The following is an 18,475-nucleotide window of genomic DNA, read 5'->3' as shown; positions in this document are numbered from 1 at the left end:
GCCGGACAGAATCGGGAAGAAACCAATGAGCAAGCAGATCACATATGAAGCCGCACGGCGGGCGATCGAAGCGGGCGTCGCGAAGGCGAACGAACTGGCGCAGCGCTCGTCGTTGTCGATCGTGGATGCGGGCGGCCACCTTGTTGCGTTCACACGCGTGAACGACGCGGCGTTCGGCACGATCGAAATTGCGCACAACAAGGCGTATACCGCCGCAGCACTGCGGTTCCCTACCGATTACTGGATGAAACTCGTCCAGCCCGGAGCCGCGCTCTACGGGCTCGAGCGCACGGCGTCCCGCCCGCTGGTCGTGTTCGGCGGCGGCCTGCCGGTGAAGCACGGCGACGAGGTCATCGGTGGGGTCGGCGTGTCGGGTGGTCCGGAGGAAGCGGACGTGGCGATTGCGCGTGCGATGGTTGCTGCGCTCGGCGACAACTGAACATCTTCCTGCAAGGGTGCTTTCAATGGAATCGACTGCAGGTACGCGGGCGATGTCGGCCGACCAGGTTCGGCTGCTGATTCGCGACGGCAAGCTGCGTGCGCCGACGACGGGATACGCCGACGGCTTCATGCAGGCAAATCTGGCAATTCTGCCGAAGACGTACGCGGATGATTTTCGCGAGTTTTGCCGAATCAACCCCAAGAGCTGTCCGCTGGTGGGAGTCGGGCAGCCCGGCAACCCGGGGCTGGACGGACTGGGCGCGATCGACATTCGGACCGACGTGCCCCGCTACCGCGTGTACCGGGATGGGGTTCACACCGATACGGTCGACGATCTGGTCGATCTGTGGCGTGACGATCTCGTGACGTTTGCGCTCGGTTGCTCGTTCTCGTTCGAGAGCGCGATTCTGCAGGCGGGAATCGACATTCGCCACATCAGTGCGAACCGGAACGTGCCAATGTACGTGACGAATATCCAGACGACGGCCGCGGGGCCGTTTCGCGGCCCGATGGTCGTGTCGATGCGTGCGTTCAAGCCCGCCGATGCGATCCAGGCGATCGTGCTGTCGGAACGGTTTCCGCTCGCGCACGGCGCACCGGTGCATATCGGCGACCCGGCGACCATCGGGATTCGCGACGTCACCCGGCCGGAGTTCGGCGATCCGCCAGTGATCGAGGCCGGTGACATCCTCGGTTTCTGGGCCTGTGGGGTCACGCCGCAGATGGCACTTCAGGCGGCGAAGCCGGATTTTGCGATCACGCATGAACCGGGGTACATGCTCGTCACGGATTTGCCGGCTAACGCGGCGGCCGTGTGAGCCAGGAGTCGTTGCAATGTTCGATGCAGAAATCGCCGCGAAGCTGCTCAATCGCGGCACATCGCAGGCGTCGGACGAATGTGGCAGGCAATACCTTGACGTGTTGCGCGAGGGACAGCTCGATTTTTCTCATCGGATCGAGCGTCTGGACGTAGAGGGCGCCGGTTCCGAGGTTCCTCGCGAAATCGAATGGCTGACATTCGGCGACGGCTCTCGCGCGTTGCGCATTCGTGCCGACGATGCGCAAACGGGCTGGAGCGAATGGGTTTCGATTGTGAAACCCGGCGGCGTCGAATCGATAAATAGTGCGAACAAATATATTGCGGCGCAATGATACGGCGAGGCTGTCGCAGCCTGCCTGCAATGGAAATTGACCGATTGGCGGGGAAGCTCGCCGGGAGACACCGATGTCCGAGCATGGCGTCCGACTGGAATGGACGATCGAGCAGCACCACGAGCGGGAAGGGACCTATAGCCGGGACCACCGGGCGATCATCAGCCCGACGGTGACGATCCCTGTATCCGCGGCTCCCGACTATCTCGGGAACGAACGTCTGGCCGATCCGGAGCAGTTGCTCGTCAACGCGCTCGCGAGTTGCCACATGCTGTACTTCCTCGCGCTCTGCGAAGGAAGCGGGTATGCGGTCGCATCGTACTCCGACGATGCAGTCGGGAAAGTCGAGAAAAGCGCGGACGGGTTTCACTGGGTATCCGAAATCGTGCTCAGGCCCCGCGTGACCTTCGCGTCCGAAAAGCAACCGAACCAGGCGCAACTCGAGCGGCTGCATCACCGAGCCCACAAAGGGTGCTTCATCGCCAATTCGATCAAGTCGAAAGTGGAAATCGATCTCGGCTGAGTTTTGACCGGGATCGGTTGCCAGCCGATCAACAAACGTAGTGAGGAAAGTGAGATGAAGAAGGAAGGTTTGGTCGTGGTTGCAACCGTCGTTGCCCGATCCGGCAGCGAAGACGTGCTGCGCGAAGCGTTGAAGGAGCTGGTGCCGTACGCAAGGACGGAGCCGGGGTTCATTCAATACGATCTTCACGAATCCTCCGACACGCCGGGGCAGTTCGTCTTCTACGAAATCTGGGAAGACGAAGCCGCCCTCGAGACCCATTCGAATACCGAGTTCGCGAAGGCGTTCGGCGCACGGGCGGGGCAATGGATCGAATCCGTCTCGCTCAGCAAGTTCCGGAAAATCGCGTGAACCGCGCACGAACGCCCGAGCGGCATCGCGTGTTCGTGCACTGAAGAAATCCTGTGGGCAGCGTCATGGTAAGCATTGATTTGAACTGCGATCTCGGTGAGAGCTTCGGCGCCTGGCGGATGGGCGACGATGCGGCGATGCTCGACATCGTGACGAGCGCGAATGTTGCCTGCGGTTTTCATGCCGGCGATCCGGCGGGGATCTATACCGTGCTGCATGAAGCGGCACGGCGCGGCGTCGCCGTCGGCGCGCACGTCGGTTATCGCGATCTGGTGGGCTTCGGACGTCGCAACATGCAGCCATCCCATGCAGAACTGACGGGCGACGTGATCTACCAGATCGGTGCGCTGCAGGGGCTTGCAAAGGCCGCGGGCACGTCGATTCGCTACGTGAAGCCTCACGGCGCGCTGTACAACACGATCGCGCACGATACCTACCAGGCGGCGGCTGTCATCGATGCGATTCTGGCGATCGATCCGACGCTCGTGCTGATGGTGCTCGCCGGCGCACCTGTTGCGGATCAGGCGCGTGAAGCCGGCCTTGCCGTCGTCGGCGAGGCATTTGCCGACCGCGCGTACAACGTGGATGGAAGCCTCGTGAATCGCCGCGCGGAAGGGGCTGTCATTCACGATCCAGACACCGTTGCGCGTCGCATGCTGCGGTTCGTGCAGGAGGGTGTCGTGACCGCGATCGACGGCACGGACATCACGATCGACGCACAGTCGATCTGCATCCACGGAGACAACCCGTCGGCCGTTGCAACTGCTCGTTTGCTGCAAACGCAACTCGCCGCGCGCGGCGTCGCGCTTCGGCCATTTGCCGGGGCTTGCAGGGGAGAGAACCGTGTCTGAGCAGATGCGCATCCTTTCGGCCGGCTCTGCCGGCATGCTGGTCGAGCTCGAGAGTCTCGAAACGACGCTGGCGCTTCTCGACCGGCTGCTCGCGAGCGAAGTGGACGGCGTCGACGAAGTCGTTCCGGGCGCGCGTACCGTGCTGGTTCGCTTCGACCCGGCCGTCATCGATCGCGCGGCGCTGATCGAGCGGCTCGGGCAACTGGACGTGTCCGTTCGTCGGGAGCGCGGCGGGAGCATGTTCGATATCCCGGTTTCCTACGACGGAGAGGATCTGGGCGAGGTCGCCGAACTGCTGGGATGGTCCGTGGCCGAGCTCGTCCAGCGACATCTGGATGCGGTCCACTCGGTCGCGTTTACCGGATTTGCACCGGGGTTCGCGTATATGACCACCGACGATCCGGGATTCGACGTTCCCCGACGCAAGACGCCTCGCGTGCGCATCCCGGCGGGCTCGGTCGCGATCGCGGGGAAATTCAGCGGGATCTATCCGTCGGATAGCCCCGGAGGATGGCAGCTTCTCGGTACGACGCAGGTGCCCATGTGGGACACGACGCGTCCGCGTGCGGCTTTGCTCGCACCCGGCGATCGGGTTCGTTTCCGCGATGCGGGCAAAGGTTCGGCCGTTCCGGTATCGGGGTGGCCGGAGCCGGCGCCGACGCCGGCGCGCCAGGTTTCGGGCGCCGGCATTTTGGTGACGCGTGCGGACCGCCCTGTGCTGTATCAGGACCTCGGACGGCCCCGACAGGCTGACCAGGGTGTCTCCGTGTGCGGCGCCGTCGACAGCGCCGCGCTGCGACTCGCGAACGCCTGTGTCGGCAATCCGGGCAGTCGCGCCGCGCTCGAAGTGATGTTCGGCGGCCTTTCGCTGGTGCCCGATCGCCCGGTGACCCTCGCAGTGACGGGGGCGCCGTGCCCGATTTCGATTCGCGACGCGAATGGCCGCGTGACGGTGATCCCTCACTCGCGTCCTTTTGCCGTCGATGCAGGCGAGGAAGTCACGCTCGATATGCCCGGCCGCGGCATGCGGAGCTACGTCGCACTGCGCGGCGGGTTCGTCGTCGAGCGCACGCTGGGGTCTGCGTCGACCGATACGCTTTCGAGGATCGGCCCGGCGCCGATCGTTCGCGGCGATGTCCTGGTCCCGGCCGACGAGGCCGCTACGTTCGTCGAGCCGGAGCTGCCGGCCGCGCGGACGCTTCCGCGCGAAGGCGACGTAGTCGATGTCGACGTCGTCCCGGGGCCGCGCACCGACTGGTTCACCGACGAAGGTGTTGCACGGTTTCTGTCGCAGGAATGGCGCGTCACGCCCGAGTCGAGCCGCGTCGGCATGCGGCTGTCGGGCGACCTGGCGCTGGCGCGGCGCGACGACGCGGAGCTACCGTCGGAAGGCACGTTGTTCGGATCGATTCAGGTGCCGCACAGCGGCCAGCCGGTGGTGTTCCTGACCGATCACCCCGTCACCGGCGGGTACCCGGTGATTGCCGTCGTCGCGGCCCATCATCTCGGCATGCTCGGGCAGATTCCGATCGGCGCCCGCATCCGCTTCAACCCGATATCCGCATTCGATCCGCAAGTGAAGGAACTCGTTCGATGAAGAAGCTGCTCATCGCCAATCGCGGCGAAATCGCCATTCGCGTCATTCGCGCCGCGCGCGACTACAACGTGACATCGGTCGCAATCTACTCGGACGCGGACGCCGGTTCGCTGCATGCCGAACTGGCCGACGAAGCGTACGGGCTGGGTGCTGGCCGCCCGGCGGAGACCTATCTCGACATCTCGAAGATTCTGGCGATCGCCCGTCGCGCCGGTGCCGATGCGGTCCACCCGGGCTACGGCTTCCTGTCCGAGCGCGCGGAGTTCGCCCAGGCGGTCATCGATGCCGGACTGATCTGGGTCGGCCCGTCGCCGGAGGTCATCACCGCGCTCGGCGACAAGGTGCAGGCCCGGCGTATCGCATCGAAGGTCGGCGCGCCGCTGGTCAGGGGATCCGACGGGCCGTTGAACAGTGCGTCGGACGCGGTGGCCTTCGCGCGGGAAGTGGGCTTGCCGCTGGCGATCAAGGCCGCGTTCGGGGGCGGCGGGCGCGGCATGAAGATCGTCCGACGTATCGAAGACGTCGCGGAGATGTTCGATTCGGCCGTCCGTGAGGCGACGGAGGCGTTCGGCCGGGGCGACTGCTACGCCGAGCAGTTTCTCGACCGTCCGCGCCATATCGAGGCGCAGATCATGGCCGACCATCACGGCAACACCGTCGTGCTCGGCACGCGCGACTGTTCGCTGCAGCGCCGAAACCAGAAGCTCGTGGAAGAGGCTCCCGCGCCTTTCATCACCGACGAGCAGCGCGCGCGCATTCACGACGCCGCGCGCAGGATATGTGCAGAGGCCGGCTATACGGGGGCGGGCACGGTCGAGTTTCTGCTTTCTCAAGACGGGGTCATCTCGTTTCTCGAGGTGAACACGCGGTTGCAGGTCGAGCATCCGGTGACGGAGGAAACCACCGGTGTCGACATCGTGATCGAACAACTGCGCATCGCGGATGGCCTTCCTGTGTCGATTACGGCGACGCCGGAGCCCCGCGGTCATGCGATCGAATTCCGTATTAATGCGGAAGATCCGGGTCGTGGTTTCTTGCCGACACCTGGCGCGATCACGCGCTTTCGTCCGCCCGCAGGTCCCGGTGTGCGGCTCGACTCCGGTGTCGAATCCGGCTCGCAGATTCCGGGACTGTACGACTCGCTGATGGCCAAGCTGATCATTACCGGCGATACGCGCCAACAAGCGCTCGCTCGCGCCCGTCGTGCGCTTGCCGAATTCGATATCGAGGGAGTGGGTTCGGTGCTGCCATTCCATCGGGCGGTGCTCGAGGAAAAGAGCTTCAGCGGCGAAGATGGATTCAAGGTTCATACCAACTGGATCGAAACGGAGTTTGGCGGGGTCGAACCTTCCGGACGCGTCACGCCGGCTGAGGGCGGGCTGCTGAAAAGCTTCATCGAGATCGATGGAAAGCGTCACACGATCGGTCTGCCTGCGTCGCTGTTTGCGAATGTCGGCGTCCCGCGAGCATTCGACGATTCGGCGAAGGCGGAAGCGGGCGCCGACATCGTGACGGCGCCGGTTCCTGGAACGCTGCAGAAGTGGCTGGTGGGGGAGGGTGCGACGGTGGCCGAGGGCGATGCCGTCGCCATCATGGAAGCGATGAAGATGGAAATGCGTGTCGTCGCACCGAAAGGTGGTCGAATCCGCATCCATGGGGAAGCCGGACGTCCGGTCACGGCGGGCGAAAAGATCGCGGTTATCGAGTAAGGAGCGAAGGAGACATTGAATCGAATTTGAGTTGTCGAGATGTAGAAGGTGTACGTCATGTGATTCGGAATCCTGAGTGACTGGCGAACAATCAAATTGATGTCGGAAGAGTCAAGGAATCGGCTGAGTGCGTCACGAGTACGACAGCCTTATTGGAGGAAAACCGTGAAAAAACTGAATGTCGCTCTGGTGGGCACTGGCTTCATGGGCAAGGCCCACTCCATCGCTACTGCCGTGGTGCCGATCCTGTTCGGCTCGCCGGTGGAAATCGAACGCAAGGTCGTGGTCGACATCGACGACGAACTCGCACGCAATGCAGCTGCGCAATATGGGTTCGCCGAGCACGCGACGGACTGGCGAGAAGTCGTGTCGCGCCCGGATATCGATATCGTCGACATCTGCACGCCGAACGACACGCACGCGGCGATCGCGATCGCCGCCGCGAAGGCGGGTAAGCACGTGATGTGCGAGAAGCCGATGGCCATGACGGTAGCCGACGCGGAAGCCATGCATGCGGCCGCGAAGGAAACGGGCGTGGTCACGATGATTTCGTACAACTATCGCCACACGCCGGCGCTGCAGATGGCCAAGCGGTTGATCGACGAAGGGCGTATCGGCGAGATCCTGACGTTCCGCGGCTACTACCTGCAGGACTGGGGCGCGGATCCGAGCACGCCGCTGTCGTGGCGCTTCAACAAGGAGAAGGCCGGTTCGGGCACGCTTGGCGATATCGGCACGCACGTCATCGATGCGGCGCGCCTGCTCGTCGGCGAGTTCGAATCGGTGAACTCGATCGTCAAGACCTTCATCGCCGAGCGGCCGCTGCCGGCTGGCCGTTTCTTCGGCCCGGCAGGTCAGGCATCGTCGGAAAAGGGCAAGGTCGACGTCGACGACATGGCCATGACGATGATCAAGTTCAGCAACGGCGTGTGCGGAACGATCGAAGTGACGCGCAATGCGTGGGGCCACCACAACCAGCTCGGCTTCGAAATCCACGGTACCCGTGGCTCGATTGCGTTCGACTATCAGCGCCTGAACGAACTGCGTGTGGCGTTCGCGGACGATCCGTCGGACGCGTTCGGCTTCCGCACGATCTACTCCGGCCCGCATCAACCGTTCGGCGACAAGCTGTGGCCGGTTGCCGGGATGGGGCAGGGCTACATCGATATCAAGTCGATCGAGTGGTACAACTTCCTGCAGGCCATCGCCGGGAACCAGCCTGCCGCGCCGAACTTCGAGGACGGCGTCCAGATCGAGCGCATCGCGGATGCGATCCTCGTGTCGGGGCAAAGCGGCGTGTGGGAACACATCCAGCAGCCGGCTCGCGGATAACACGGCCGCCTGAAGTTGTGCGGAGACGGTGAGCTTCCTCGGCGAGCGGCAAATCTGTCTGGCGGCTCGTCGGCAACAGGCCCGGCGAGCGCCTCCTCGTCTGCTGCCTACGTTCAGGCATCACCGTCCCGACGGCGAAATGCGATGGATCCGGATACGGTCGCCAGATCGACCGTATTCGAACGATAGCGTGTCAATAGATCGGAGGCAGGAGATGACCTTGGCAATTGGGGTGATCGGCGTCGGCGTAATGGGATCGGAGCACGCGCGCATTCTGCGTGAAGAGACATCCGGAGCGGAGCTGGTCGCGGCTTGCGATGCGGACGAAGCGCGCGCGCGGACCGTGGCGGGTGGCGCGAGAGTCTATACGGACCCGCGGGCGCTGATTCGCTCCGAGCATGTCGATGCCGTGCTCGTTGCCGCACCGGACCCGCTGCACGGCGATCTCGTCCTGCAGTGCATCGAAGCCGACAAGCCGGTCCTGTGCGAGAAGCCGCTGGCCGGTACGGCAGCCGAGGCGCTCGCGGTCGTCGACGCGGAAATCGCGAAGGGCCGCAGGCTGGTCCAGGTCGGTTACATGCGTCGCTTCGACCAACCGTACATCGAGATGAAGCGCGCGATCGGAGACGGCGAGATCGGTGCGCCGGCTGTCGTGCACAACGTCCACCGCAATCCGGTCGCGCCGGACTGGTTCAACGGTCCGATGTCCATCACCAATGCGTTCGTTCACGAAATCGATGCAAGCCGCTGGCTGCTCGATTCCGAACCTGTTGCCGCATGTGTCTACAGCGCTGGAAACGGCGATCCGCTGGTCGTCGTGATGGAGATGGCCGGCGGCGTGATCGTGTCGTCCGAGGTGTTCATGAATTGCCGGTATGGCTATCACGTACACGTGCAGGTTGTCGGGCGAACCGGGACGCTCGAGACCGCGTCAACCGGAATTGTTGGCAGGAATGCCGGCGGCTACGGCATGACGGCCCATGCCGGCAACTGGATTGACCGATTCAGGGCCGCCTACGTGAAGCAGCTCAACGAGTGGGTTCGATCGATCGGTGCCGGCACGCCAAGCGCCGGCGCAAATGCCTGGGATGGCTACGTCACGACGTCCGTCGCGGAGCAGATCGTCGCCGCGATGGGGCGCGGAACGGCGGCGATGTTGGCGAACGAGCGCTACCGTCCGACGATGTACGTGTAGTCGTACCGATCTACGGACAGGCAGAGGTTTGTGCGACTCGGGAGGAAAAATGATCAGGATCGGCATCCTCGGATGTGGGCGCATTGGTCAGGTTCATGCGCTGGGTATCAGGCAGATTCCATCGGCAACGCTGGTCGCGGTTGCAGACGTCAACGAAAGCGCCGCAGAAGCCTGCGCTGACCGATTTGGGGTTGACGCACGCAATGCATCGGAAATTCTCGAAGGGAAGGACATCGATGCGGTCGTGATTGCGACACCGTCATCGACGCATTTCGATCTCGTTCACGCGGCGGTGGTCGCGCGAAAGGCCATTTTTTGCGAGAAGCCGATCGACCTGTCGTCGGCCCGGGTAAAGGCATGCATGGAGGCCGTCGAGAATGTGGGGGTGCCCTTCATGACGGCGTTCAACCAGCGGTTCGACCCGCACTTCGGCGAGTTGGCGCGCCGCGTACGCGAGGGCGAGATCGGCGACGTCGAGACCGTCACGATCACATCGCGCGATCCGGCACCGCCGCCGCTGTCGTATCTGGAGACGTCCGGTGGCCTCTTTCGCGACATGATGATTCACGATTTCGACCTCGCGCGATTCCTGTTGCGCGAAGATCCGGTGCGTGTGTTCGCCGCCGGATCGGTGCTGGTCGAGCCGTCCATTGCGGAGGTGGGCGACGTGGACACGGCGGCAGTGATCCTGACGACGAAGTCGGGGCGCATCTGCCAGATCTCGAATTCGCGCCGCTCGACCTACGGCTATGACCAGCGAATCGAGGTCCACGGATCGCGCGGCATGCTGCGTGTCAAGAACGTTCACGAGTCTCAGGTGGAGCGTGCCACGGAAGTCGGGTTCGCCATGCCGGTCGCGCAGCCGTTCTTTCTCGAGCGCTTCGGCGCCGCCTATCTCGCCGAAATGCGCTACTTCATCGACACCCTGTCGGCGGGAAAAATGCCGCGGCCGGATGCCGGCGATGGCTTGAAGGCCCAGTTGATCGCCGACGCTGCCACGCTTTCGTGGCAGCGCGGGCAGCCGGTGGACATCGCCGGCTGATCGACATGACCGGCATGAGCAGGCCAGTCGGTCGCCATTTCTCACATATCGGGTGCGCTCATGAAGATCGGTATCGCCGGCCTCGGCAACGTAGCAGAGCTGCACGTGACGGCTCTCGCCGAATTGGATCCGCAGTTGTTTTGCGGCGGCTGGAGCCGGACTTACAGGAAGGCGCAAGAATTCGTCGACAGGTTCGGTGGACGTGCGTACGAAACTGTCGACGAACTGCTGGGCGACAAAGCGGTCGACGCGGTTGTCGTGTGCACGAATACCGCGTCGCACTTCGACATGGCCAGGCGTGCGCTACTGGCAGGCAAGCACGTATTGCTCGAGAAACCGTTGTGCGAGCAGGCGACGCAGATTCGCGAGCTTGCGGAGATTGCACGTTCGCAATCGAGGATCTGCATGCCTTCCCACAATTATGTCTATGCAGAGAGCATGCGGCGACTGCATGCGCATGTTGCTTCCGGGAAACTGGGTAGGATTGTCAATTTCTGGGCGATCTACAACAAGCGACATGACGCTTCGATCGGTGCGCCGGATATGACGATGCGCGAACTGATGGTGCATCACGCGTACTGCATGCTGTACTTCGTCGGCCGCCCGTCGTCGGTGTTCGCGACCGGTTCCAACGTGCACTTCGATGATCCGCATGCCGACGATCAACTGATGACCACCGCGGAATATCCGAACGGCAGGATTGCGAATCTGTGGGGAAGCTTTTCCGCCGACGATCGCAGTCGGGACCCATGGTCCGTCTATTTCAAGATCATCGGCTCCGACGGAAGCGGCGTGATCCCTTGGGATATCACGAAGTTTGGCGACGCGAGACTTCCGTTCTGGGATGACGCGACCTACTGGGACAGCTTTCTTCAGGTCGAAAGCTTCTTCGTGAACGAATGCGTCGCGAAAGGTACGACCCCGTTGTCGACGCTCGACGACGCATATGACGCAGCCGTCGTGCCGGATGCGGCGCGTCGGTCTTTGCGCAAGCGGAGCGCCGTGCCGGTCGTCTACGGTTCCTGAGCAACGCATAGAGGCAAACATGATCAGATACGCTGTTGTAGGTGCTGGATGGATATCGCAAGAGGCGTTCATACCGGCTGTTGCCCAGACAGGAAATTCGGTGATCGGCGCGTTGGTTTCCGGAAATCCTGACGGCGCGCGGAAGCTCGCGAGATTCCACGGCGTCGATACGATCGTCGGGTACGACGACTACGACCGGATGTTGAACAGCGATGTCGTCGACGCGGTCTATATCGCGGTACCCAACCCGCTCCACGCCGACTATGCGATTCGCGCAGCGCGAGCCGGAAAGCACGTATTGGTCGAGAAACCGATGGCGACCAGCGTCGCGGATGCCGAGGCGATGATTGGGGCGGCAGCCGAGGCCGGCGTGTTGTTGAGCACCTGTTACCGCCTGCATCACGAGGCAGGAACGATCGCGGCACTGGAAGCGATCCGGGAAGGCCGCATCGGCGATCCGAAATACTTCAGCGGGGTGTTCGGATTTCAGTCCGCGACGCGCAACCACCGGCTGGACAGTAAGAACTGGGGCGGCCCGCTTCAAGACATCGGGATCTACTGCGTCAATGCGGCGCGGCACGTCTTCTCCGACGAACCCGTCGATGCGTCGGCGATCACGACGCGCCGGCCCGGAGATTCCCGCTTCTCGGACATCGACGACGCCATTGCTGTCACATTGCGCTTCCCTCGCGATCGAATCGCGCAGTTCTATTGCAGTTTTGGCACGGCGTCGATCGATATGTACAGGGTGCTGGGAACCGAAGGGGACCTGACCATGGAGCCCGGTTTCAGGTTCGAAACACCGACCCGAATGGTACTGAACGCGAAGGATGCTTCGGAGACGATGCATTTCCGGCACTGCGATCACTTCGGCGGGTTGATTCAGCAGTTTTCCGAATGCATTCAGAAACGCAGCAAGCCTGCGTCGAGTGTCGAAGAGGGCCTGGCTGACCTGAGGGCCTTGCTGGCGATCGAGGCGTCTGCTCGCACGGGAACGGTGGTGTCCGTCGAACCGACGCGTTTCGTCCGCCGAAACCTGACGCTCGATGATGTGCGCGCCGTACCGAGAACGGAAAAGCGGCTGCTGTTGTAGGTGTTCAAGTCGAGAGAACTTGCGCGACACACTATCCGAGGCTCGCTCGGCGTGCCTCGAATTCCTGTCGCGGATGCAGATCCGTGGCGCGAGACTTAGTTGTAGCCGAGGATCGATACCGACCGGAGATCGGGCCGATCGGGAACATTCGCCGCGATGGAAGACATCGGTTCACGCAGAAGGGCGGTGTACGGAGAGACGTTTCGCTGGTCCGTGGCGGATACGTTTCGATGGTTCGTGCGGGTTACCGGGGCAACGTTGTGAAGGGCGGTGCCGAGAACTTTCCGTGGCGTCATGGGGCGAGGGTCCAGATATATCCGTCGTTTCGAGATTCGCGGTTTGCCGAATGGCTTTCGCACTCTACGTCGTAAAGAAGGAATGCGAATAAATAATAGGATCGGAAATGATCTTGAGCCAACGAGAAATTCCGCACACGGCTGTCAACATTTTCCTGACAAGCAGAGACGAACGTATCGATGTTCAACGCCAATGCGCTGTCTTCGCCGTGTTGACTCGAGAATATCGACGGGCGCAGGCAGGTGTTCTATGGCGTATGACGGGACGGAAACCTGCATCCTCGATGGTGAGGCAATGAATACACGCTTTCTGGAGACGTTCGTGACGCTCGCGCAACAAGGCAGCTTCCGGGCTACGGCGCGTCTTCTTCATACTTCGCCCGCGACGATATCGACACGTATCAAGGCGTTGGAAGACGAGTTGAGGACCGAGCTCGTCGATCGAACGGCGGCGGATTTTCGTCTCACCCTGTCTGGGCAGAGCTTGTTGACGCTGGCGATGAACGTGGTAGACGCGACTCGTGCGCTCAAGAAGGCAGCCGGTCTCGATCTCGCGTTACGCGGACCGATACGTTTCGGCGTGATAGACACGATCGTTCACAGCTGGCTTTCCTTGTATGTGACGCAGTTGAGGGAGCGCGTCCCGGGCTTGGTGGTCGAGCTGACCGTAGATTCGAGCCCGGCACTGAACAAGAAAATCCTGCAGGGCGAGCTCGACATGGCTGTCTGCGCAGAGGTCGTTGGTAGCGACAAGGTCACGTCGAGCAGGATTGCAAGCTATCCGGTTCGATGGATTGTCAGCCGGGAGCTGCTTTCCGGTTCGGACGTGGATCCGATTCGCCTCGCCCTGGCGCGGCCGATACTGACATTCGGAAGGGGCACCACGTCGCACCTGGCGGTGGAACGCATCGTCCGAACACTGGCCGGTGGAGCCGGCATCCCGGACGAGGCGATACGCATAACCTGTGCCTCTTCGGTTGCTGCGATCGTGCAATTGGTGCGTGATGGATACGGTGTCGGGGCAGTCCCGCACTTGTTCGTGCATGACGAACTGGAGAACGGGCGAATCGCCGAGCTCGCGCTGGAGCCGCAGCCGCCGTCGATCGACGTGTCGTTGTGCATGCCGGTCAATGCATCGCCGGCCGTCGTAGCGGCAGCCGACGCGGCCCGGGACGTGTGCGCCACATACTGCCGAGGAAAACCGGAGACGCTGATTCGGGCCGCGTGACCGATCATCCCGATTGAGGTCGTTCGGGCAGTGGGGGTGTACCGATTGACTTTCGGATTATGGTCGCCGGCGGGTATATGACTTCCCTAGTATGATTCGGCGGCGCGTTGCGGTAGCCTGTCCCATTAGGTATCAGATGTTAGTCTGGTGCGAATTTCATGCTCTCCGCTCGTGAGGCTTTCGGTTTCGGTGCTGGCGCACTTGTCGGGCCGCTGATTTCGGGCGATCGGCGCTCGCGCTCATCCCTACCGGCAAAGAGAATTGGCGATGTTAGTCGAAGTCAGCAAATTCAGGGAATCCCAGGAGTTCGCTCTTCAGACCGTTAACTTTGCACGGTCGATGCTCAATTGTTCGGCCGCCGTGTTCACATGGCTCGATTCGCACGACCAGCTGTTGCCGCACACCCAGATGGGATGGCCCGAAGAGACCATCAAGGACTATTACACGGTATTCGCCTCGGCCGATCCGCTGAACGTCTATCGTCTGATCAAACAGCGTGCGACCGTAGTGACCCTCAAAGGGGCAAAGCGCGACGACCAGCACTCCAGTTGGTCGGATTACCAGCGGAAGTACGGGCTCGTGGACGAAGTCGGGTTCCTGTTTTGGGCGGGAGATACGCCACTAGCATGCCTCTCCGTCATCAAGAAGCAAGGCGATAGCCCGTTCTCGACTCCCGAACCCTTCGGACAGATGTACGACTATATGCAGCACAGCTTCTCGATGCTTGCGTCCGTCAAGAAGGTCCAGGCAGACCACGCGCTGCGAAACGAGTATTTCCTGACGGAGCGGGAGCTCGCAGTCGCGTCTCTGATGACCGCCGGCCTGTCCAACAAGGATATCGCCGAGACGCTGGGCATCGAGCTTGCCACCGTCAAGTCGCACGTCATTCGAATCCTGGGCAAGCTGGGCATCGAGAGCCGAACCCAGCTTGCGGCATTCTCCGCCAACCTGGGCACACCGACGACGAAATAGCCTGGGTGCACCGGGGCGGTGCGTTCGTCCTCGTCACCGGTTGCATCAATGGAAATTTTTCTCATCCTTTGGATGGACGAACGGCGTCTTGGCCATACATACAATGGTTTCAAGGCCGCCGGACATCATTCAGACGGTCGTAACGCTCGCATTGGTTCATGCCTGTTGCGTGGCCTGACAGCTCACTTCATCGATCACGATCTTCAACCTTGAGGATGGTGCGCGTTACACATGGCTTGAGCGGCGTCCGGCTGTCAATTCGCATAACGAATTAACTTCTGATGCGTGACGGGTGTTTGCCGAGTGCCGGTTGATGGTGGACCGTCTTCGGTCCAGCTCGCCGAACTGATAGAAATTCGTGATCTGCATGCATCGAGAATCACAATTGGACCTCGTCTAATTGGCGCAAGACGATGCATGCACGCGAATCCTGGAAACAGAAAGCGCACGATTCGCCGGCTCAGTGGGCAGCGCACGTGCTGGTCAAAGTGAAGTCAAGGAGACGTTTCAGTGAATGATTATTCCGGGCGCGTGGTTGTCGTAACCGGTGCTGGTTCCGGCATGGGGCGAGCAATGGTTCGCGAGTTCGTTTCGAGAGGGGCGAACGTAGCCGCACTCGACATCAATCTCAAGAATGCCGTTGCCACCGTCGAAGCGTTGGCGAATCCGTCGATGGCGTACGCACATCAAGTGGACGTCAGCGACCCGCGTAGCGTCGAGGCCGCTGTCAAGGCGGTGATCGAGCGTTGGGGGCACATCGATCTTCTGTGCAATAACGCCGGCATTCTGGATGGACACGCGACGGCTCACGAGGTGAGCGTCGAAGAGTGGGACCGCGTCATTGCCGTTAACCTCACGGGACCGTTCCTGATGGCCCGAGCGGTCATTCCGCAGATGCTGAAGCAAGGCAAAGGGGCGATCGTGAACACGTCGTCCACCTCGGGCTTCAGTGCTGCGGGTGGCGGGACCGCCTACACGGCGTCCAAACACGGTGTGATCGGTCTGACTCGACAACTCACGTTCGAATACGGCGCGCGCGGCATTCGCGTCAATACGATTTGCCCGGGCGCAACCGCAACCCCGCTGGCGATGTCGGAGCACACGACGGCGAATTCGCCCGATATGGAGGCGGCCCTTCAGAAATTCCCGGCCCGCCGCTGGTGTCAGCCGGAAGAAATTGCCAAGCTCGCTGCGTATCTGGGCGGCGACGATGCCGACTTCGTGCATGGCAGCGAGTACGTGATGGACGGCGGTTGGCTTGCTGCTGCCCGGGATCCCTTCTGAGCGGGCGTTTGACTACACGCGTGGCGCGGCGCAGGTGCCCGCGCCTGCACATGTCGGTGGAACAACAGGAGCTTGTGAATGTTTTCGAATCGTGAATGGCCGGAGACCGGCATCGAAGGTTTCAAGCGAGGCTTTCAGACGGTTGATGGCGTGCGGATGCATTATGTGAGCGGCGGCAAGGCGGACGGCGACGTGCTGGTTCTGATTTGCGGTTTCCCTCAAAGCTGGTATGCGTGGCGCAAGGTTTTGCCGCTGCTTGGGCATCGGTATCGTGTTATTGCTCCGGATCTTCCCGGGCAAGGCGACTCGGACCGTCCCGCGGGTACGCTCGACACGGTCAAGGCCGCCAGGCTCCTTCGTGGCCTGGTCGAGAAACTCGGTGTCGATCGACATGCACTTGTCGTACACGACATCGGCGGATGGGTCGGTTATCCCTATGCGGCGATGAATGGCGACAAGGTCACCGGCCTCGCGATCCTCGACACGGGTATCCCGGGCATCAGTCTTCCGGATACGCTGCCGTGGGCTTCCGACGTTGCGTGGCGGACGTGGCACGTCGCATTCCACAACATCCCGGATCTTCCCGAAGCGCTCTTGGCCGGCCGCGAACACATCTATCTCGAGTGGTATTTGCAACGGAAGGCGGCAAATCCGCAGGTGTTCTCCCAAGCGGACTTCGAGGAATACCATCGCGTGTTCCTGACGAATGGCCTGAAAGGTGGCCTCGCTTACTACCGTGCTATCTCGGTGTCGGCCGAGCAGAATCGCGAATTGAGCGAGAAGGGCAAGCTCAAGATGCCGGTTCTCGCGGTCCGTGCAGATCAGGGATCAATGCCCGACCTTGTTCCGCAGCTGCAGCAGGTCGCGGCGGACGTTCGCGGCACGATGGTCGCTTCCGGACACTACATCCCGGAAGAGGCGCCCGAGGCGCTTGCAAAGGAACTCGAGAGTTTCTTCGGCTAGTACGAGCGGATAAGCAGGCGCCGCTTCTGACGATCCAGCCAGCGTCTGGAGAAATCCGTCGCCCGGTTCGAACGGGTATGGAGCGCGCGCCGCATGCTGCCGAGCGATGTCAGTGCGTCGTGGGCGCTGCACTCCGTTCGACGAGAGATTGTTGATCTTGAGACGGAAACGGCTGGTATCGAAGCAATTCGATAGTTTGTTTGATCAGTATTCCTAGTGAAATTAACTTTGGTGATTTGGGGGGGGAATGAACAAAAAAGTCATTGCAGTCGCCGCACTGAGCATCGTAGCTTACTCGCAAGCAAAGGCTCAAAGTTCCGTGACGCTCTATGGGATCGTCGACACGGGTGTGGGCTATGTGCACAACAGCGGCGGACAGAGTTCGCAAGTAAGGATGTTGCCCAGCAATCTTTCGGCTTCCCTGTGGGGATTGAAGGGAACGGAGGATCTGGGTGGCGGGCTCTCGGCCATCTTTACAGTAGAGAGCGGCTTTGACGGCACGAACGGCGCGCTTGCGACACCGGGCAAGTTGTTCAGCCGGCAAGCGTTCGTGGGCATTTCGAGCCAGTACGGCACCCTGACGTTCGGTCGTCAGTACGATCCGCTGACCGACCTCGAACAGCAGTTGACCGCCGATGTCTACAGCGGCTGGTTCGCTACGCCGGGTGACGTCGACAATTACGACTCGAGTGCTCGATTCAACAACGCCGTGAAATGGGTGAGTCCGTCGTGGGGCGGCGTTTCGGCCGAGGTCATGTATGCGCTCGGCGGCGTCGCTGGATCCACGGGCTCGGGGCAGACGTGGAGCGCAGCAGTTGGCTATCAAAGCACGTCGTTCAGCGTCGGCGGCGGCGTTCTCCACATCGACAACGGCAACGCGACGTTGGGCAATCGCGGCACTTCCTCGTCCGACTCGCTGTTTAATTCGCCGGTGAATGCGGCTTATGCGTCAGCCCGGTCGATCAATATCGCCCGGATCGGTGCCAATTACGTTGCGGGCCCGTTCACGGTGGGCGCGGCGTATGGCTATGCCCAGTATTCGGCCGATTCGGCATCGACGTTCACGGGGTCGGAGAAGTATCACAACGGTTCGGTCTTTGCCCAGTATCAGGTGACGCCTGCGTTCCTGCTCATCGCCGGCTACAACTACACGCGCGCACTGGGGGATTCGTCTGCCAAGTACCACCAGGTGAATATCGGGGCCGACTACAGCTTGAGCAAGCGCACCGACGTCTATGCGCTCGCAGGGTATCAGCATGCAAGCGGGCAGAACGGGCAAGGCGCCGCCGAGGCTTCCATCGGGTCGTACGGAATTGCGGCGGGCAAAGGTACTCAGGAAGTTGTAGCCGTCGGCCTGCGGCACAAGTTCTGAAGCAATCTGTATGAGGCGCCGCGGACCGATACGAGGGTGATTCCTTCG

General features: G+C 61.8%; 19 protein-coding genes. All 19 read left to right on the top strand.

The genetic code is table 11. The features are described 5' to 3' along the window. Window positions 1-25 precede the first annotated feature (25 nt). The 19 genes from DIE15_RS07745 to DIE15_RS07660 all read left to right on the top strand — a co-directional run bounded on the left by DIE15_RS07745 (window position 26) and on the right by DIE15_RS07660 (window position 18,427). Window positions 26-439: a heme-binding protein gene (locus DIE15_RS07745; RefSeq protein WP_124832842.1), complete on the top strand. Its 414-nt coding sequence runs from the start codon at window positions 26-28 to the stop codon at window positions 437-439. After that, the gene (locus DIE15_RS07740) at window positions 420-1,259 is read left to right on the top strand and encodes a putative hydro-lyase (RefSeq protein WP_409364293.1); all 840 of its coding nucleotides are present in this window, start codon (window positions 420-422) and stop codon (window positions 1,257-1,259) included. The genes DIE15_RS07745 and DIE15_RS07740 overlap by 20 nt, the downstream gene beginning before the upstream one ends. A gap of 16 nt (window positions 1,260-1,275) precedes the next feature. After that, on the top strand, window positions 1,276-1,593 hold the full coding sequence (locus tag DIE15_RS07735; RefSeq protein ID WP_124551287.1) for a hypothetical protein: 318 nt from the start codon (window positions 1,276-1,278) through the stop codon (window positions 1,591-1,593). Window positions 1,594-1,666: 73 nt separating this feature from the next. Further along, window positions 1,667-2,116, top strand: coding sequence for an OsmC family protein (locus DIE15_RS07730; RefSeq protein ID WP_109342654.1), 450 nt, complete (start codon window positions 1,667-1,669; stop codon window positions 2,114-2,116). Between the two features lie 3 nt (window positions 2,117-2,119). Beyond that, entirely contained in the window at window positions 2,120-2,467 is a 348-nt protein-coding gene (locus DIE15_RS07725) for a putative quinol monooxygenase (RefSeq protein WP_221624159.1), read from the top strand. Window positions 2,468-2,532: 65 nt separating this feature from the next. Beyond that, window positions 2,533-3,318, top strand: coding sequence for a LamB/YcsF family protein (locus tag DIE15_RS07720; RefSeq protein ID WP_060067754.1), 786 nt, complete (start codon window positions 2,533-2,535; stop codon window positions 3,316-3,318). Then, window positions 3,284-4,915, top strand: a complete 1,632-nt coding sequence (locus tag DIE15_RS07715; RefSeq protein ID WP_311771966.1) for an urea amidolyase family protein — start codon at window positions 3,284-3,286, stop codon at window positions 4,913-4,915. Before DIE15_RS07720 ends, DIE15_RS07715 begins: the two co-directional genes overlap by 35 nt. Beyond that, on the top strand, window positions 4,912-6,624 hold the full coding sequence (locus DIE15_RS07710; RefSeq protein ID WP_124832841.1) for a biotin carboxylase N-terminal domain-containing protein: 1,713 nt from the start codon (window positions 4,912-4,914) through the stop codon (window positions 6,622-6,624). Before DIE15_RS07715 ends, DIE15_RS07710 begins: the two co-directional genes overlap by 4 nt. Window positions 6,625-6,789: 165 nt before the next feature. Then, window positions 6,790-7,956, top strand: a complete 1,167-nt coding sequence (locus tag DIE15_RS07705) for a Gfo/Idh/MocA family protein (RefSeq protein WP_048985716.1) — start codon at window positions 6,790-6,792, stop codon at window positions 7,954-7,956. Between the two features lie 28 nt (window positions 7,957-7,984). Next, complete coding sequence (locus DIE15_RS07700; RefSeq protein ID WP_221624158.1) at window positions 7,985-9,151, top strand: Gfo/Idh/MocA family protein; 1,167 nt, start codon at window positions 7,985-7,987, stop codon at window positions 9,149-9,151. 49 nt (window positions 9,152-9,200) lie between these two features. Then, entirely contained in the window at window positions 9,201-10,193 is a 993-nt protein-coding gene (gene iolG / locus DIE15_RS07695) for an inositol 2-dehydrogenase (protein ID WP_124832840.1), read from the top strand. Window positions 10,194-10,253: 60 nt separating this feature from the next. Then, on the top strand, window positions 10,254-11,219 hold the full coding sequence (locus DIE15_RS07690) for a Gfo/Idh/MocA family protein (protein WP_124832839.1): 966 nt from the start codon (window positions 10,254-10,256) through the stop codon (window positions 11,217-11,219). Then, complete coding sequence (locus tag DIE15_RS07685; RefSeq protein WP_311771965.1) at window positions 11,140-12,312, top strand: Gfo/Idh/MocA family oxidoreductase; 1,173 nt, start codon at window positions 11,140-11,142, stop codon at window positions 12,310-12,312. Before DIE15_RS07690 ends, DIE15_RS07685 begins: the two co-directional genes overlap by 80 nt. Before the next feature lie 591 nt (window positions 12,313-12,903). Then, entirely contained in the window at window positions 12,904-13,836 is a 933-nt protein-coding gene (locus DIE15_RS07680; RefSeq protein WP_124832837.1) for a LysR family transcriptional regulator, read from the top strand. Window positions 13,837-14,103: 267 nt separating this feature from the next. Next, window positions 14,104-14,808: a response regulator transcription factor gene (locus DIE15_RS07675; RefSeq protein ID WP_124832836.1), complete on the top strand. Its 705-nt coding sequence runs from the start codon at window positions 14,104-14,106 to the stop codon at window positions 14,806-14,808. 48 nt (window positions 14,809-14,856) lie between these two features. Continuing rightward, window positions 14,857-15,021 (top strand): hypothetical protein, encoded by a 165-nt coding sequence (locus DIE15_RS36900; RefSeq protein ID WP_185733326.1) that lies wholly within the window; start codon window positions 14,857-14,859, stop codon window positions 15,019-15,021. Between the two features lie 297 nt (window positions 15,022-15,318). Beyond that, the gene (locus DIE15_RS07670; protein ID WP_048985709.1) at window positions 15,319-16,092 is read left to right on the top strand and encodes an SDR family NAD(P)-dependent oxidoreductase; all 774 of its coding nucleotides are present in this window, start codon (window positions 15,319-15,321) and stop codon (window positions 16,090-16,092) included. 78 nt (window positions 16,093-16,170) lie between these two features. Further along, the gene (locus tag DIE15_RS07665) at window positions 16,171-17,055 is read left to right on the top strand and encodes an alpha/beta fold hydrolase (RefSeq protein WP_124832835.1); all 885 of its coding nucleotides are present in this window, start codon (window positions 16,171-16,173) and stop codon (window positions 17,053-17,055) included. A gap of 247 nt (window positions 17,056-17,302) precedes the next feature. Further along, window positions 17,303-18,427 (top strand): porin, encoded by a 1,125-nt coding sequence (locus tag DIE15_RS07660; RefSeq protein ID WP_050011200.1) that lies wholly within the window; start codon window positions 17,303-17,305, stop codon window positions 18,425-18,427. Window positions 18,428-18,475: the final 48 nt, after the last annotated feature.

This window comes from Burkholderia sp. Bp9031 (genome assembly GCF_003857965.1).
GTDB classification, from domain to species: domain Bacteria; phylum Pseudomonadota; class Gammaproteobacteria; order Burkholderiales; family Burkholderiaceae; genus Burkholderia; species Burkholderia ambifaria_A.
Note: the sequence above shows the minus strand (reverse complement) of the source record. Positions and strands in the feature narration are given on the sequence as shown.